The sequence below is a fragment of the Arthrobacter pasteuri genome (genome assembly GCF_054510955.1).
In genome coordinates this window covers 1,435,297-1,452,024 of the sequence record NZ_JBTNDO010000001.1, presented here as the reverse complement: position 1 = coordinate 1,452,024, position 16,728 = coordinate 1,435,297, and the positions used below count along the sequence as shown (strand labels likewise).

The following is a 16,728-nucleotide window of genomic DNA, read 5'->3' as shown; positions in this document are numbered from 1 at the left end:
ACCAGCATCTCCAGTGGAGCCGGACCCGCACTCGAGGTCCGGCTCCACTGCGCTGGCGGGCACATCCTGGTTCATCCCCGAGAGGACATCGTGTTACGCGTCATAGGCAAGCGAATTGCCCTGCTCATCCCCACCTTGTTCGGCCTGTCCATCCTGCTGTTCCTGTGGGTGCGCAGCCTTCCGGGCGGTCCCGCGACCGCGCTGCTCGGTGAGAAGGCAACCCCCGAGGCCATCGCCCGGGTCAATGAGCTCTACGGGTTCGACCGCCCGCTCCTGGTCCAGTACTTCACCTACATGGGCAAACTGCTGCGGGGAGACTTTGGGGTGTCCATCAACACGGGCCGTCCCGTGCTCGAGGAGTTCGCCACCCGGTTCCCTGCGACGGTCGAACTCACGATCGTGGCCCTGATCTTCGCCATCGGCGTCGGTGTGCCACTGGGCTATGCGGCGGCCCGCCACTACGGGCGTTTCGTCGATCACAGCTCCGTCGTCCTCAGCCTGATCGGCATCACCGTTCCCGTGTTCTTCCTCGCATTCATCCTCAAATACCTCTTCGCCATCCAGTGGTCCATCCTGCCTCCCGACGGCCGGCAGAATCCGCGTATCGACGCCACCCACTTCACCGACTTCTATGTCCTCGACGGCATACTGACGGGGGAGTGGGATGCCGCTTGGGACGCCGTCCTGCACCTGATCCTCCCGGGACTTGCCCTCGGCACCATTCCGCTCGCGATCATCGTCCGAATCACCCGCGCATCGGTCCTCGAGGTGCAGAACGCCGACTACGTGCGGACCGCCCGTGCGAAGGGCCTGATGGAGCGCACCATCAGGGGCAGCTTCATCCTGCGGAACGCGATGCTCCCCGTCGTCACCACCATCGGCCTCCAGCTGGGCCTGCTGATCTCGGGTGCGGTGCTGACCGAGACGGTCTTCGCGTTCAACGGGATCGGTAGGTTCCTGCGGGACGCGATCTTCGGGCTGGACTACCCGGTGCTTCAGGGCTTCATCATCTTCATCGCGATCCTGTACGCCCTGATCAACCTGATCGTCGATCTCTCCTACTCCGTCATCGACCCGAGGGTGCGTGTGCAATGAGTACGATCCTTCCCCCCGCTGCGGACGGTTCCGCGGCGCCGAACGATCCGGCCATCGACACCGGGCGCGGCACCGGCCTGTGGAAGGATGCCTTCCTCCGCCTGCGCAGGAACCCGCAGGCGATCGTGGGTGCCGTCATCATCGGGATCTTCCTGCTCGTCGCGATCCTCGCCCCGATCCTGGCACCCTACGGAGGTGACGATCTCCCCGGCCGCACCTCGATCACGCCCACCACCATTCCGGGACCTGGTGAGATCGACGGCTTCCCGCTGGGCCTCGACCGCTTCGGCGGTGACGTCCTGAGCAAGCTCATCTGGGGTGCGCAGGCATCGCTGCTGATCGGTGTGGTCTCGACGGGGCTGGGACTCGCCGGCGGTATGCTCCTCGGTGTCCTCGCCGGCGGCCTCGGCGGCTGGGTGGACAACGTGATCATGCGTTTCGTGGACATCCTGCTGTCCGTTCCGAACCTCCTCCTGGCCGTCAGCATCGCGGCGGTGCTCGGGCAGAGTTCCTACGCGATCATGATCGCCATCGGCGTCTCGCAGATCCCCATCTTCGCGCGGCTCCTGCGCTCCTCGATGCTGTCGCAGCGCGGGGCGGACTACATCCTGGCGGCGCAGACCCTCGGGCTCAGCCGCAGGACGATCACCATGAGCCACCTGCTGCCCAACAGCATGGGGCCCGTGATCGTGCAGGCGACTCTCACTCTCGCGACCGCCGTCATCGACGCGGCCGCGCTGTCTTTCCTCGGCCTCGGCGGCGGACTGCCCCAAGCCGCTGAGTGGGGCCGCATGCTCACCTATGCGCAGGTGGAACTCGCCGTCGCCCCGCAGCTCGCATTCCTCCCGGGAGCGTGCATTGCGATCACGGCGCTGGGCTTCACCCTGCTGGGCGAGTCACTGCGTGAGGCCCTCGATCCGAAGACCCGCAGGAAGTAGCATCAGCGCGTCAGCGGCCACCGATCTCCGGGTCGGTGGCCGCTTTCGTCGGAGTGGAGCCGCTCCCGTCAGCGGGCGTGCCGGTCCAGCCGGTGCGGGTCGATGAGGAGGGCGGGGTCCCAGTCGCCCGCGGTCGCCGCAGCCCGGTAGGTGCCCCGCAGGAATCGGAGGAGCACGGCATCCGGATCCGCCGCGTTGCGCACGGCCTCGTAGGGCAGCAGGAACTGGCGGAACTCGGTGCTGTAGTAGGCGCCGTCGACGTCGATCACGGCGTCGCGGTACCCTTCCGGCTCCGGGTAGGCGTAGGAGTAGAAGGCGCCTTCCTCTCCGCCGCCGGGCCAGAATCCGCAGCTGGAGAGCTCGTGCGAGTACCCCTCCTCCATGACCCAGTCGGCACAGTTCGGGGCGCCGCCGGGATGGGTCGGGGCGGGGCGGCCGGTGAAGCGTGTGCACGCGAGGTCCATGGCGCCCCAGAAGAAGTGCACGGGGCTCACCTTGCCGAGGAACTCCGCACGGAAGCGCGTGAGCACCCGCTCCGCCTGGATGAGTTGCCGCCAGAACGCCGTGACCGCCGCTGCGTCGTAGGACGCGTGGTGGTGGTCCTCCGCGAAGGGCACGGCCGGATCCACCTCGGTCGGAACGGGCCGGATCGGTGCCTCGATGCCGAGTTCGGACAGCGCCGTCATGGTCCGCGCATGGAACTCCGCCACCGACTGCGGTTCGAGGGGTACGCCGCGGTCCTCGCCGGAACTGCTGCGCACCACCAGCCGGTGCGCCACGACGTCCACCTCGATGTCGAACATGCCGTCCCGGTAGGGGATCGGGGACGTGCCGAGTCCGCGTGGTGTCACGTAGAGCGGTACCTGCCACCAGTGGTTGACCAGGGGCGCGTGCGCCATCCTGACCTTGCCCACCACCTGGAGCCACATGTGCAGCGTCGCCTGCGTGTCCTCCCAGTCCCCGACGCGAAGCGCCGGCCATCCCGAAACCGCCGTCGTCCCATCCGTTCTGACCTGCTCGCCCATCGTTCCTCCGCGTCGTCGTGTGCGGCCAATCTATGCGCCTCACCAGGGCTGGTACAGGCCCCGAGGGCATCAATTGGTGACGGACGCTAGGAGGCGAGGTCCTCGTCGATCTTGAGCTCGTTGCCCGGGATGGAGGCCAGCAGCTTGCGGGTGTACGGGTGGCGGGGGTTCTGGAAGACCTCCTCGGAGCTGGCGGCCTCCACGAGCTCGCCGTCCTTCATCACGCACACATAGTCGGAGATGAGGCGCACCACCGCGAGGTCGTGCGAGATGAACAGGTAGCTCAGGCCCAGCTCGGACTGCAGATCACCGAGGAGCTTGAGGATCTGGGCCTGGACCAGGACGTCGAGGGCGGAGACCGGCTCGTCGCAGACGATCAGCTCGGGCTGCAGTGCGAGCGCACGCGCGATCGCGACACGCTGCCGCTGCCCGCCGGAGAGCTCCGCCGGGTACCGGCGCAGAGCGTTCTGGGGGAGGGAGACCTGGTCCATCAGCTCGCGGACCCGTGCCGAGCGTTCCTTCTTCGACCCGCGCTTGTAGGCGTTGAGGGGCTCCTCGACGATGCGCTCGATCGTGAACATCGGGTTCAGCGAGGAGTAGGGGTCCTGGAAGATGGGCTGCACGCGCTGGCGGAAGTCGTTGAGCTGCGCCTTGTCGAGGGTGGCGACGTCCATGCCGTCGAAGGTCATGGTGCCGGACGTGGGCTCGATGAGCTTGAGCAGCATGCGTGCCGTGGTCGTCTTGCCCGACCCCGACTCACCGACGATCGCCACCGTCTGCCCCCGCGGGACATCGAGCGTGACGTTCTTCGCGGCGTAGAAGTCCTCCTTGCTGCCGCGGCGCTTGTAGACCTTCGTGAGGTCCCGGATCTCCACGATGTTGGGGGGAGCGGCGGCAGGCGCGGGCGGGCCGGCGGGCCGGTCGGCGGACGACGTCGCTGCATGGGCGCCGGTCGAGGAGGGAAGCTGCCCTGCGGGAGCCGCCGCGTGCCCGGAGTCCGGGGATGCCGCGCTCCCGTGCCCGGCCTCGTGCTCCGCGAACACTTCCTCGGCGAGTTTCCGCCGGCTGGCGGAATCCGCTGTGAAGGCCCCGGGGCGCAGGCGGACGGCAGCGACGCTCGGGGCAGCGCGGACGAGCGACTGCGTGTAAGGGTGCTGCGGATCGTTGAGCAGCTGGTCGGCGGGCCCGGTCTCCACGACACGTCCGCGGTGCATGACCACGAGCTGCGAAGCTCGCTCGGCGGCGAGGCCGAGGTCATGGGTGATGAGGAGCACCGACGTGCCGAGCTGGTCCGTCATCGTGTCGATCTGGTCGAGGATGGTGCGCTGCACCGTGACGTCCAGGGCCGACGTCGGCTCGTCGGCGATGAGGAGCCGGGGCTGGCAGGCGAGGCCGATCGCGATGAGGGCCCGCTGGCGCATCCCGCCCGAGAACTCGTGCGGATACTGCTTGGCACGCTCGCCGGCGTAGGGCAGGCCGGCGGCCGTCAGCACCTCGATGACGCGCTGCTTGACGTTCTTCTTGGTGGCCATGCCGTGGACGAGGAGCGTCTCGGCGACCTGCGTGCCGATCTTCGTCACCGGGTTGAGGTTGGACATCGGGTCCTGCGGCACGAGACCGATCGCCCTGCCACGGATCGAGCGCATCCTCGCTTCCGGCAGGGTCACGAGGTCCTGGCCCTCGAAGAGGATGCTGCCGGAGGTCACCCGGCCGTTCCCGGGCAGGAGGCCGATGCACGCCATCGCCGTCGTCGACTTGCCGGATCCGGATTCGCCGACGATCGCGAGGGCGCTGCCGCGCCCGAGGGAGAAGCTGGCATCCTCGACCGCCCTCACCTCACCGCCGGTCGTACGGAAGCTGACCGCCAGGTTGCGCACCTCCAGCAGGGGTGCGTCGGGGTCGAGGGTCAGGTCGGTCATGCTGTCGGCCGGGGTGATGTCCGTCATAGCACCATCGTGCCCTATGGGCTGGTCGGTCGCCGCGCAATCGGCCGGCGCAGGGCTAACTTTCTGGCAACGGTCCGGCACCCTCGGCAGTGCGGCGGGTGCTGAGGCGTGCGGCGAGGTGGTCCACCGCGAGGCGGTAGCCATCGATGCCTGCGCCGACGATCACCGCGTCGGCCACGGCGGAGATGTACGAGTGGTGCCGGAACTCCTCGCGCCGGTGCACATTGCTGATGTGGACCTCCACCACCGGCAGGCCCACGCCGGCGAGGGCGTCGCGGATCGCGATCGAGGTATGCGTGAAGGCCCCGGCATTGATGACGATCCCGTCCGACGTCGAGCGCGCCGCATGGATGGCGTCGATGATCTCGCCCTCGTGGTTGGACTGCATCGCGGTGGTGGTGCACCCGCGCTCCCGCGCGGTGTCCGACGCGAGGCGGACGACGTCGTCGAGCGTCGCCGTCCCGTACACGGCCGGTTCCCGGCTGCCGAGCAGGTTCAGATTCGGTCCGTTGATCACGAGGATGCTGGGTGTGCGTGCCGGGGTCATGCCCTAACTATGCCGCACTGCCGGCGGCGGCCGAGGGATCCGCGAGCCGCGACCGCACCCGTACCGCGCCGAGCGCCCCGGCGACGGTCACGAGGCTCATGACCGCCAGGATGACGCCGGGGTGCCACCAGGCGCCACCGGTCGCGATTCCGAACTGTTGCGTGATGGACGGAGCGAAGCCCGCCACGATGGCGGCGATGCTGTAGGCGAAGGACAGGGCGGTGAACGCCGTCGCCGGCCGGAAGATGTCCGCCATGAGTCCGCCCAGGGCTGCCCAGCTGGCGGTCGGCAGGATTCCGCCGAGGATGATCGCGGCGATGTACATCGGCTCGGTCGCGATGCTGATCACCCAGTAGAGGGGGAAGGCGATCAGGGCCGTGCCGAGCGCGCCGCCGGCGACGACCTTCGCGGATCCGATGCGCATGGCCAGGTAACCGAACGCGGGGATGGTGGCGAGCTGGAGGACCGAACCCACGAGGGCGGCGTTCAGCACCGTCTCCTGCGACAGCCCCAGGGTCTGCGTGCCGTAGGCCTGCGTGTAGGTGACCATCAGGAAGTAGGAGCCGATGCCCAGCACGGCGGAGGCGATGGCCACCACGATGGCGACGGGCTGGGACTTCAGGACCTCGAGGAAGGGGACGCGGGGGAGCGCGTGCTTCCGGTTCGTCTCCTGGAAGACGGGAGTCTCGTCGATCGCGAGCCGCAGGTAGATGGCGACGGCGAGGAACGGGAAGGCGAGCAGGAACGGGATGCGCCAGCCCCACGAGGCCATGACATCGGGGGCGACGAGGGCGAGGACGAGGAAGATGGCGGAGATCAGCATGGTGCCGACGGGGGAGCCGAGTTGCGGGATGGAGGCGTAAAGCGCGCGCTTGCGGGGTTCGGCGTGCTCGGTGGCGATCAGGATGGACCCGCCCCACTCACCGCCGAGCGAGAGGCCCTGCAGCAGCCGGAGCACGGTGAGGATGATCGGGGCCCAGACGCCGATGGTGGTGTAGTCGGGCAGCAGCCCGACCGTGCCCGTGGCCAGTCCCATCAACGTGATGGTCCAGATCAGGGTGCGCTTGCGGCCGATCCGGTCGCCGAGGTGCCCGAACAGGATGGCGCCGAGCGGGCGGGCGACGAACCCCATCGCGAAGACCAGGAAGGCCGACAGCGTACCGGCGAGCGGATCCTGCTCGGTGAAGAAGACGGTGTTGAAGACGAGCGCGGCGGCCGTGCCGAACACGTAGAAGTCGTAGGACTCGAGGGCCGTTCCGACGAAGGAGGCTCCGGCGACGCGGCGGGCCATGCGCGGATTCGAGACGGGGGGCTGCTGCAGGGTTGTGGACACGCTGAAATTGTCCTCTTGCCCCCGGGCCCGGGCCACCTTTCAGGACGAACGTCACACCGGCGGCAGGGCGGTGCCGACGGCAGCACCGGTCGCGGCCTCTCCGGACGCCGGGGACGCATTTCCGGGTCCCTCAGGGCGGGAACCCGGTGCGTCAGGCGGGGAGCGGGGTGCTGACGTGGGCGGCGACGATGGCCCGCCCGGCGGTCACGAGGGACCGGGTCACGGCGGACGCATCGCCCATGAAGCCGTGCACCATCGCACCGTCGCGCAGCATGATGAGCTGGTCCGCGACGACGTCGAGCTGGTCCGCTCCCAGCTCGGCCAGCAGTTCAGCGACCACGCCGTGCAGCCACGTCCGGTAGCGTTCGACGGCGTCCCGGACCGGGTTGCCGTCCGCCGGGTACTCCGCCGCCGCGTTGATGAAGATACATCCGCGGAAGCCCGGACGGCAGGCCGCGGTGCCATTGACGGCGGCGAGACGGAGCAGGACGGCGCATGCGTCCCGGTCCATCCGTTCCCGCGTCACGACGGCCTTCAGCTGCTCGAGCTGGCTGTCCAGGTAGGCGACCACGAGGTGGTCCTTCGACTGGAAATGCCGGTAGAACGTCACCTTGGTGGTGCCCGCGTCGGAGATGACCTTGTCGGCGCTGACCGAGCGGATGCTGGTGGTGTCGAACAGTCGGGTAGCCGACGCGAGGATGCGCTCGCGGACGGGAAGCTGTGCGTTCATCATGCTCCATTGGAGGTTCGGGGCGGGAGGCCACAGGATTTGGAGGAAGTAGAGTTACTAGTTAGTCTACCCGTAGTGAGGGTGCCAGTCCGGCCCCGGAACGGAAGGATCGGCAGCATGAGCGCTCTCTACACGGCAGTGGCAACGGCAAGCGGCGACGGACGCAACGGCAAGGCACGCACCGACGACGGAGAACTCGTCGTCGACCTGGCGGTCCCAAAGGAGATGGGTGGCACCGGCGGTGCGACGAACCCCGAGCAGCTCTTCGCCGCCGGCTACGCGGCCTGCTTCCACAGCGCACTGAAGCTCGTCGCGAGCCGCAGCAAGGCGAGGATCAGCGACACGGCGGTCACCGCAGAGGTGAGCATCAACGCGGTCGACGGCGGAGCGTTCCAGCTGGCCGTCGCCCTGCACGCCGAGATCGGCGGAGTGGACCAGGAGACCGCGGACCAGCTCGTCGAGCAGGCGCACCAGGTGTGCCCGTACTCCAACGCGACCCGCGGCAACATCGAGGTCATCGTGGACGCCACCATCGGCTGACCGCGCCTCCGCGCGATGCGGTCGGGCGTCGTCCCGCCGCAACGAGGAAGGACCCCCGCAGGTGCGGGGGTCCTTCCTCGTCGCGGGCCTCAACTCCCGGGCCCCACGCCCGGGCCGGGCCGCTACTTGCGGAGCGAGACGGCGATCTGCTGCATGATCGTCGGATCGGACAGCGTCGTTGCGTCGCCCACCTCGCGGCCCTCGGCGACATCCTTGAGCAGGCGACGCATGATCTTCCCGCTGCGCGTCTTCGGCAGTTCGGGGACTACCAGGATGTTCCGCGGCTTGGCGATGGGTCCGATCTCCTTGCCCACGTGGTTGCGCAGGGTGGTCACGATGTCGTCGTCGTCCTTGGCCGAACCGCGCAGGATGACGAAAGCGACCACGGCCTCGCCCGTCGTCTCGTCACTGGCCCCGACGACGGCGGCCTCCGCCACGGACGGATGGCTCACCAGTGCGGACTCGATCTCCGTCGTCGACAGGCGGTGGCCGGAGATGTTCATGACGTCGTCTACCCGGCCGAGGAGCCAGATGTCCCCGTCCTCGTCCTTCTTGGCGCCGTCCCCAGCGAAGTACATGTCGTCGAAGCGGGACCAGTAGGTCTCCTTGAAGCGCTCGGGGTCACCCCAGATGCCGCGGAGCATGGCCGGCCACGGCTCCCGGATGACCAGGTAGCCGCCGGACCCGTTGGGCACGGACTCGCCCATCTCGTCGACGACGTCGACGGCGATCCCCGGCACGGCGACCTGCGCGGAGCCCGGCTTGGTCGCGGTCACGCCCGGCATCGGCGCGATCATGTGGGCGCCGGTCTCCGTCTGCCACCAGGTGTCCACGATGGGAGCATTGCCTCCGCCGATGACCTCCCGGTACCACATCCACGCCTCGGGGTTGATCGGTTCCCCGACGGATCCGAGGACGCGGATGGAGGACAGGTCGTACTTCTTGGGAATGTCGCGGCCCCACTTCATGAACGTGCGGATGGCCGTCGGCGCCGTGTAGAGGATGGTCACCTTGTACTTCTCGATGAGCTCCCACCAGCGGCCCTGGTGCGGCGTGTCCGGCGTTCCCTCGTACATCAGCTGCGTCGCGCCGTTCACGAGGGGTGCATAGGCGACGTAGCTGTGCCCGGTGACCCAGCCGATGTCCGCCGTGCACCAGAACACGTCCGTCTCGGGGCGCAGGTCGAAGGTGTTCCGGTGGGTGAACGCGGTCTGCGTGAGGAAGCCGCCGGTCGTGTGGAGGATGCCCTTCGGCTTCCCGGTGGTGCCCGAGGTGTAGAGGATGAACAGGGGGTGCTCGGCGTCGTGCGCCACCGCCGTGTGCTCCTCCGACGCCGTGTCGACGACGTCGTGCCACCAGAGGTCGCGTCCCTCGGTCCACTGGACCGGCTCGTTGTTGCGCCGCACCACCACGACGCTGGTGACGGTGTGCCCCTCCTTCTCGAGGGCGCCGTCGACGGCCGGCTTGAGCGGGCTCGGCTTGCCGCGGCGGTAGGTGCCGTCCGAGGTCACGACGATCTTGGCCTCGGCGTCGTCGATGCGGCTGCGGAGGGCGTCCGCCGAGAAGCCGCCGAACACCACGGAATGGACCGCGCCGATCCGGGCGCAGGCGAGCATCGTCACGACAGCCTCGGGGATCATGGGCAGGTAGACCGCCACGCGGTCACCCTTCTGCACGCCGAGTGCCTCGAAGGCATTCGCCGCCTTCTTGACCTCCCGGGTCAGCTCCGCGTACGTGATGGTGCGGGTGTCGCCGGGCTCGCCCTCGAAGTGGATGGCCACGCGGTCCCCGAGCCCCGCCTCGACGTGCCGGTCGAGCGCGTTGTATGCCGCGTTGACGGTGCCGCCGACGAACCACCTGGCGAACGGCGCGTCCGACCAGTCGAGCGTCTGCGTGAAGTCCGAGTCCCAAGTGAGGAGGTCCCGGGCCTGACGGGCCCAGAATTCCGTCCCCTGCTCCCGCGCCTCGTCGTACAGGGACGGCTGCGCGACGGCGTTGGCAGCGAATTCCTCGCTGGGCGGGAAACGGCGTTCCTCATGCAGCAGGTTCTCGAAGGCGTCGCCTTGTCGTTCGGCGCTCATGGTCTACCCCTTTGTGACGTGTTGTGGAACGGACGGGACGCAGGGCGCGGCGACGACTCGCCGCACCGCCACGTGCTCCAGGGGAACACTATCGAGTTCTCAGTGCGGCGTGTGCCCGGCGTCACAGGACCTAGCCGAGTTGCGGCGATTGTGCGGTGAGCGGCTGGAGGCCACGGCCCCGTCGTTGGTGGAGAAGGAGGGTGCCGGTGGCTAGGGTGGAAGAAGGTAATCGATCCTCGCCGGCCCGGAGTCGGCCGCGGGTGACCAGCGCTAGAAACGGGAGTAACAGATGACCGAAGCATCCGAGGGGCAGCGCACGATCCGCCCCGAACCGTCGACGTCGGGACAGGGCTCCTCGCCCGGTACGGACGGATCGGGTCCAGGGACGGCGGGTGCGAGCGCCTCCGGTGCATCGACCCTCGCGGCAGGGACGGCTGGACGATCGTCGGCCGGCGACTCTGCTGGTCTGGCCGCCGGTCCGAGCTCTGCCGCCCTCGGTCCCTTCACCCTGCGCGAACTCGTCTTCGGCGGCGGTGTCGTGATCGTCTTCATCGGAACGCTGCTGCCTTTCATGGATGGCAGGGTGCTGTACGCCAACTTCTGGAACAGCGTCCCGCTCTTCTTCATAGGAATCGGGATCCTGCTGCCCGTGATCGCGCTGGCGCTGCTCGCGGGACGGCGCCTGGGCAGTTCCGGCCTGCGTGTGGGGTCCCTGTCGGTCGACCAGTTCGCGTCGGTCTCCGCGGTCCTCGCGGCGACGTACTTCTTCCTCCAGACCGTCACCGCGTTCCATGCAGGGCCACTGCTGGCGCTGGTCGGCTCTCTGCTCATGCTGGCCGCGACCGTCGTCGGGCCGTTCCTCCCTGTATTCCGGAACGACTTCGCGGACCGGCCCGAGACGCCGGCACATACTGTGGCGCGCCCTGTCACCGCGGCGCGTCCCCGCCCGCCGAAGCCGGCGAAGCCCGCCGCTGAAGCGAAGGCCGGCCCGACCGGAACCGCGTCCCGCAGCGAGTCGGGGTCGGCAGGGGTGAACCCCGCGGCCGCGGCGGTGCTGCAGAACGGAGCAGGGCTGTATGGCGCGGGCGGAGCTGGGGCGGTGGGCGCCGGGGCTGCGGCCTCGGGCCAGTCGGGCATGGAGCGCGAGGGGTCCGAGAGCAGTCCGACGTCCGGTTCATCCGCATCCACCCCGGCGTCGCATGCGCCGCGTCATGTGGAGAGCGGCGAACACGCCGTCGCTGCCGGCGAGGAGAACGGCGAGCAGAAGACGCAGGAGGGGCGCCGTCCGTCCCCGGACCGTTCCTCCGACGCCGTCCCGTCGCAGCCCGCTACGGGCGCCGTGGGCGAAACGCGCATCCAGGATGTCGTCCACGAGGGTTCCACCGCCTCCGCTCCCGCCGTCGAGGAGGAACGCCGCCAGGAGCCCATCACGGCGACCCGGTCCACCGACGAGGAACCGGTCGTCGAGGCTTTCTGGTTCGCTGTCGGCTCGTCCCGGCCCGTCTTCGACGAGCAGACGGGCCGCCAGGTCTTCACCCTCCAGCCCGGTGACTGGGAAGTGGGTATCGAGGATCGCGGCAACGAGTTCCTGGTTCAGGACAAGCGCACGGGGGCCGTCGGCATCCTGCGGGACCTGCGCAACATCGAGCGCGCCCCCCGCGACTGACGCCTGCCACTGGCGCCCAGTGGTCCGAGAAGCACCACCGAGAGGAGACACGCGAGTGGCAGGCAGGAAAGCGAAGTCCGAGGAGGAATCGCCCGTCGCCCTGAAGCGTCGGGCCCGGAAGATCGGTCGGGTCCTCGGCGAGACGTACCCGTACGCGGTGGCCGAACTCGACTTCGGCAACGCCTTCGAACTCCTGGTGGCAACGGTGCTCTCCGCGCAGACCACCGATGTCCGGGTCAATCTCACCACCCCTGCACTGTTCGAGCGATACCCCGACGCCCGTGCGATGTCCGAGGCCCAGGAACTCGAGCTGCAGGAGATCATCCGTCCCACGGGGTTCTACCGGGCGAAGGCCAACAGTCTCCTTGCACTCTCCCGGCGCCTGGTCGACGAGTTCGACGGCGAGGTCCCGGGAAGACTCGAGGACCTGGTGACCCTTCCCGGTGTCGGGCGGAAGACCGCGAACGTCGTCCTGGGTAATGCCTTCGGAGTCCCGGGCATCACGGTGGACACCCACTTCGGGCGACTGTCCCGACGGTTCCGCTGGACGGCGTCGGAGGATCCCGTCACGGTGGAACGCGAGGTCGGTGCCCTGTTCGACCGCAAGGACTGGACGATGCTGTCGCACCACGTCATCTTCCATGGGCGTCGGATCTGCCATGCCAAGAAGCCCGCGTGCGGGGTGTGTCCCGTCGCCGCCCTGTGTCCGTCCTTCGGTGAGGGCGAGGTGGATCCCATGAAGGCGGCGAAGCTGCTCAAGTACGAGCTGGCACCCGGCCGCGAGGAACTGGTGGAGCTGATGCGAGCCGGACGGACCCGCGCGGAGCTCCGCGAGGCCGGGTACGGTCTGGGTGCCTAGCCTCCGGCCCACCCCGGCCCGGGGCACGCCTGCGGGACCGGTCCTGCGGTGACGGTGTACGACGAACTGGCGGCCTGGGCGAAGTCCATGGATCGCCCCGACGCCACCCTGGTGCGCCCGAGCGGCTGGCAGTTCGCACGGCTCGATCCGGCACGGGCCCGGCGTGCGGCGGTCCTCATCCTGGTCGGCCCGCGCGCACCCTCCGCGCGAGACTCTGACCGTCCCGGTCCCGACGATGCCCCCGGTCACGATCTGGACATCCTGTTCGTGATGCGCGCCGGCTCGCTGTCCAACCACCCCGGCCAAGTCGCCTTCCCCGGCGGCACCATCGACCCGGGTGACGCGGACGAGGGTGCCGCGGCTTTGCGCGAGGCCCGGGAGGAGACAGGTGTTGATCCGGACGGCATCGAGATCCTGGGCCTGCTGCCGGAGGTAGGACTTCCCGTCAGCAATTTCATGGTCACGCCGGTGCTCGGATGGTGGGCCGAGCAGTCGCCGATCCATGCCGTCGATACGGCCGAGTCAGAGCTGGTCTTTCGGGCTCCCGTGAGCACCCTCCTCGACCCGGTGCACCGCAGGACGGCCGTGGTCAGGCGCGACGGATTCGTCAGCAGAACCCCTGCCTTCCTGGTGCCGGAAGCCGTGATCTGGGGTTTCACGGCGATGCTGCTGGACGCGATGTTCGATGGGCTCGGCTGGACACGCGCCTGGGACCGGTCCCGGGAGATCCCCGCACCCCTGTGAGCCGGCCGGGACCCTGGAATCCGGTCGCCGGGATCGCGAGGCGATCGGGGGAGTACCGGTCCCTGAGGGAACCCGGAAGTGCAGCCAGTCCGGTGACCGTGTCGATCCGGCCCTTGGTCCTGAGGGCCGCCTCGGCGGCGGGTATGACGGGCGAGGCGCCGAAGCGGGAACTCCGTAGCACCGCCAGGGCCTGATCCACCCCGCTACCCCTGACCGCCCCGGGCCCGAGCACGGCGCTCCGGACCTGGTAGGACAGGACATTCCGCACCAGAGCAGCAGGACTCGAGAGAGCGACGGAGACAGCCGTCGAATCGAGCCCGCGGAGTCCGGCCGTCCCGATGGGCCGGAGGATGCGCACGGCCGGCGCGAGGCGGGAAAGGTGACCCGTTGCGGTTCCCGCGCTCGTCACCGATCCGAGCGCCTGACGAGCGGAGTGGACGGCGGACTGGACGGTTGACCGGAGAAGCGCCGGGGCCCCCGCGCCCTGCAGCCCGGTTCCCAGCCTCGTTGCTCCGGGTATCCGTGCGGCGACGACGGGCCCGGTGCGCGCGAGCGTGCTCAGTCGTGCGAGAACCTGATGCACCCGGGCCACCATCTGCGCGGTGCGGGCCGCCCCGACGAGGGCGGTGATCGCGGCCGAACCACCGAGCGTGGCGAAGCTCAGCGCGGCTCCGACGGCCGCCAGCGCGGCGCACTCGAGGGCGAAGGACCGGGTCTCGTCGATCAGCTCCTGGTGCGCCTGGTCGATGGCGGTGGCCAGCGACGCGCACCCGGTGGCGATGTCCCTCGATGCCTCGGCAACACGCCGGCCGCAGCTCTGGAGCACCGCACTCCTCGTCCGGAGCAGCGCGAGATCCTCGGCCAGCAGGCCGTCGAGTATCGTGCGCGACTGGGAGGCGGGACCGTCGAGAGTCGCGTCGACGTCATCGGCGAGGACGGCCCAGGACATCGCCGCCGAACGCAGGATTTCCGGATCACCGGAGGGCCACGCAACGCCGGCTATCCCGGCGACGATGTCCCAGCACGGAGGGGGCCAGCCGGGATTGACATCGCAGGCGGACGGCGGGCACGGACACGCTGCCTCCCCGACTGCCACCGGAAGCGACGGGCGCATCAGCGCAGACAGGCCCTGGGATGCGATGTGCTCCGCGAGGATGTAGTTCCCTGCCGAGAGGGTCAGCGCGTGCGACGTGTCGGACGATGCGAGCGCGAGCTCGTGGCACGCGGCCAGGACCTCGCGGGCCGCCGGGTCGTAGGAGGCGGCCCACCCGGCGCCGATGGCGTCCCACCCTGCCATGCCGCCGGTCCGCATCAGTGCCGCACTCGCCGCACCCGCGGCGCCGGCGAGTCCACGGGCGGCGACCGAGGCGAGTACTGCTGCTTCCGCGTACCGGTCGGTATCGATCCTCAGGACGTTCACGCGCTCCGCCTTTCCGCGCTCGTCCTGCCACCGTACGGAAAGGCCCGTCCGTGCTCGAAGCCGCCGCGGTCGATGTGGACAACCGGTCCGGAGTCCGACCTACTTCGCGTCGGCGTAGGAGGAGACCGTGACAGTGTTGACGGAGAACTCGAGAGGAATGTCGCCGTAGATCAGGCGTGTCGCCGCCCGCGCGGCCAGGTCGAGGATGGTGCCCGCCTCGGCCGCCTGCTGCGAGGGGACATGCAGCACCACTTCATCGTGCAGGAAGAAGACGATCCGGCTTCGCGGTGCCGGGATGCTGCTCGCGGCCAGTCGCCGTCGGATCTCGGCGAGCCAGCACAGCGCCCATTCCGCTGCCGAGGCCTGGACCACGAAGTTCCGCGTGAAGCGCCCACGAGCCCGGGCCGCACCGTCCGCCCGGCGCTGCTCCTCCGCCGTCGTCGTCCTCTGCCTCGCTCGCCATTCCTCCGACGCGGGCGGGCAGCCGCGGCCGAGGTAGCTCGAGACGCCGCCCCCTGCTTCGCCGGCCCGGGCGGCCGATTCCACGACGGCGATGGCACGCGGGTAGGCGCGCGTCAGCTGTGGCATCAACCTGCCCGATTCGCCGCTCGTCGCACCGTACATCGCGCCGAGCATGGCGAGCTTCGCCTGGGCGCGGTCGCCGCCGAAACCCTGGTCCGCGATCCCCTGGTAGAGGTCCCGTCCGCGGGCCGCGGCTGCGAGCGCCGCGTCCTGTCCGAGGGCTGCCAGGACCCTCGGCTCGAGCTGCGCTGCGTCGGCGACGAGGAAGACGTGACCCTCGTCGGGCCGCACGGCGTCCCGCACCTGCCTCGGGATCTGCAGCGCACCTCCGCCGCGCGAGGCCCAGCGTCCCGAGACGACCCCGCCCACCACGTACTCGGGCCGGAACCGGCCGTCCCGGACCCAGGCGTCGAGCCAGTTCCAGCCATTGGCGGTCAGCAGCCGCGAGAGCTTCTTGTAGGCGAGGAGCGGTTCGATGGCCGGATGCTCCTGCCGCTCGAGTTCCCAGGAGCGCGTCGTCCGGACCTCGATTCCGGCGCGGTGCAGGGCTCGCAGAACCTCCTGCGGTGAATCGGGATTGAGCGAGGGGTTGCCCAGGGCAGTGCGCAGCTCCTGGGCGAGCCGCTCCAGCTCGGCCGGTCTGGAGCCCTCCGGCGGGCGCGGTCCGAGGGTTCGTTCCAGCAGGTCCTCGTGGACATCCCTGCGCCAGGGAAGCCCCCAGTGCTCCATCTCCGCGGCGATGAGCGAGCCCGCGGATTCCGCGGCGACGAGGAGATTGAGGCGACCGGGCGCGGCACCCGATACCGCGGCGAGCTGCTCCCTGAACTGCCCGACGACGTCGCCCACCGGAGGGCCCACCGGCTCCTGCGGTTCGTCGAACAGCGAGTGCTGGTTCGGTGCCGCCGGGGGCGGCAGCAGGAGGCGGGGAGGCTCCGTGCCGTCGTCCGTCCGGGTCGTGGCCCTCAGGGATTCGATGTACGGAGAGGGGCTGCACGACGGCGAGTGCGCGAGGATGTTCCCCGTCAGCACCAGGTCCCAGCACCTGTCCACGGACACGCCCGCGGCCAGGAGATCGGGGTACCAGAGCCGCGTGCTGCTCCAGACCCAGCGCGGCTGCCGGGTCTCCGCCTCTGCGACGGCTGCCGCGAATGCGTCCTGATCGACGACGTCGGGCTCTCCGAGGTTCCGGCCCTCGGAGTCCAGGTGCTGGAGCGCCATTCCCGCGCTGCCACCGCGACTCGACGGCACGGAAGCCACGGCAATGTACATGAGCACATTGTCG

The 16,728-nt window shown here is 69.5% G+C and carries 14 protein-coding genes; 6 read left to right on the top strand and 8 right to left on the bottom strand.

From position 1 onward, the window contains the following. The first annotated feature begins 90 nt into the window (after window positions 1-90). Both ACX80H_RS06835 and ACX80H_RS06830 read left to right on the top strand, forming a co-directional pair. Window positions 91-1,095 carry an ABC transporter permease gene (locus ACX80H_RS06835; protein ID WP_459312003.1) on the top strand — a complete coding sequence of 335 codons (1,005 nt, stop codon included), beginning with the start codon at window positions 91-93 and terminating at the stop codon, window positions 1,093-1,095. Beyond that, on the top strand, window positions 1,092-2,033 hold the full coding sequence (locus tag ACX80H_RS06830; RefSeq protein ID WP_459312001.1) for an ABC transporter permease: 942 nt from the start codon (window positions 1,092-1,094) through the stop codon (window positions 2,031-2,033). Before ACX80H_RS06835 ends, ACX80H_RS06830 begins: the two co-directional genes overlap by 4 nt. Before the next feature lie 68 nt (window positions 2,034-2,101). Here ACX80H_RS06830 and ACX80H_RS06825 read toward each other — a convergent pair whose 3' ends face one another. The 5 genes from ACX80H_RS06825 to ACX80H_RS06805 all read right to left on the bottom strand — a co-directional run bounded on the left by ACX80H_RS06825 (window position 2,102) and on the right by ACX80H_RS06805 (window position 7,617). Then, window positions 2,102-3,058 carry a DUF5996 family protein gene (locus tag ACX80H_RS06825; RefSeq protein ID WP_459311999.1) on the bottom strand — a complete coding sequence of 319 codons (957 nt, stop codon included), beginning with the start codon at window positions 3,056-3,058 and terminating at the stop codon, window positions 2,102-2,104. 86 nt (window positions 3,059-3,144) lie between these two features. Further along, a complete protein-coding gene (locus ACX80H_RS06820) occupies window positions 3,145-5,004 on the bottom strand; it encodes a dipeptide ABC transporter ATP-binding protein (protein WP_459311998.1) in 1,860 nt (619 codons plus the stop codon). A gap of 55 nt (window positions 5,005-5,059) precedes the next feature. Continuing rightward, window positions 5,060-5,551, bottom strand: a complete 492-nt coding sequence (gene aroQ / locus ACX80H_RS06815) for a type II 3-dehydroquinate dehydratase (protein WP_459311996.1) — start codon at window positions 5,549-5,551, stop codon at window positions 5,060-5,062. 7 nt (window positions 5,552-5,558) lie between these two features. Further along, a complete protein-coding gene (locus ACX80H_RS06810; RefSeq protein WP_459311994.1) occupies window positions 5,559-6,884 on the bottom strand; it encodes an MFS transporter in 1,326 nt (441 codons plus the stop codon). A gap of 151 nt (window positions 6,885-7,035) precedes the next feature. Continuing rightward, entirely contained in the window at window positions 7,036-7,617 is a 582-nt protein-coding gene (locus ACX80H_RS06805) for a TetR/AcrR family transcriptional regulator (RefSeq protein ID WP_459311992.1), read from the bottom strand. Between the two features lie 114 nt (window positions 7,618-7,731). Here ACX80H_RS06805 and ACX80H_RS06800 point away from each other — a divergent pair, with 114 nt between their 5' ends. After that, window positions 7,732-8,154: an organic hydroperoxide resistance protein gene (locus ACX80H_RS06800; RefSeq protein WP_459311990.1), complete on the top strand. Its 423-nt coding sequence runs from the start codon at window positions 7,732-7,734 to the stop codon at window positions 8,152-8,154. A gap of 122 nt (window positions 8,155-8,276) precedes the next feature. Here the strand turns inward: ACX80H_RS06800 and acs are convergent, their stop codons facing one another. After that, entirely contained in the window at window positions 8,277-10,235 is a 1,959-nt protein-coding gene (acs, locus tag ACX80H_RS06795) for an acetate--CoA ligase (RefSeq protein WP_459311988.1), read from the bottom strand. A gap of 289 nt (window positions 10,236-10,524) precedes the next feature. On the opposite strand from acs, the gene ACX80H_RS06790 reads away from it, so the two are divergent. The 3 genes from ACX80H_RS06790 to ACX80H_RS06780 are packed head-to-tail and all read left to right on the top strand — an operon-like array spanning window position 10,525 to window position 13,504. After that, complete coding sequence (locus ACX80H_RS06790; protein ID WP_459311986.1) at window positions 10,525-11,901, top strand: hypothetical protein; 1,377 nt, start codon at window positions 10,525-10,527, stop codon at window positions 11,899-11,901. Between the two features lie 55 nt (window positions 11,902-11,956). Continuing rightward, window positions 11,957-12,760 carry an endonuclease III gene (gene nth, locus ACX80H_RS06785; RefSeq protein ID WP_459311984.1) on the top strand — a complete coding sequence of 268 codons (804 nt, stop codon included), beginning with the start codon at window positions 11,957-11,959 and terminating at the stop codon, window positions 12,758-12,760. 48 nt (window positions 12,761-12,808) lie between these two features. Next, window positions 12,809-13,504, top strand: coding sequence for an NUDIX hydrolase (locus ACX80H_RS06780; RefSeq protein ID WP_459311982.1), 696 nt, complete (start codon window positions 12,809-12,811; stop codon window positions 13,502-13,504). Here ACX80H_RS06780 and ACX80H_RS06775 read toward each other — a convergent pair. Both ACX80H_RS06775 and ACX80H_RS06770 read right to left on the bottom strand, forming a co-directional pair. Then, entirely contained in the window at window positions 13,416-14,924 is a 1,509-nt protein-coding gene (locus tag ACX80H_RS06775) for a WXG100-like domain-containing protein (protein ID WP_459311980.1), read from the bottom strand. The two genes, ACX80H_RS06780 and ACX80H_RS06775, sit on opposite strands and share 89 nt — an antisense overlap. 99 nt (window positions 14,925-15,023) lie before the next feature. Continuing rightward, window positions 15,024-16,664: a bifunctional 3'-5' exonuclease/DNA polymerase gene (locus tag ACX80H_RS06770; RefSeq protein ID WP_459311978.1), complete on the bottom strand. Its 1,641-nt coding sequence runs from the start codon at window positions 16,662-16,664 to the stop codon at window positions 15,024-15,026. Between the last annotated feature and the right edge of the window lie 64 nt (window positions 16,665-16,728).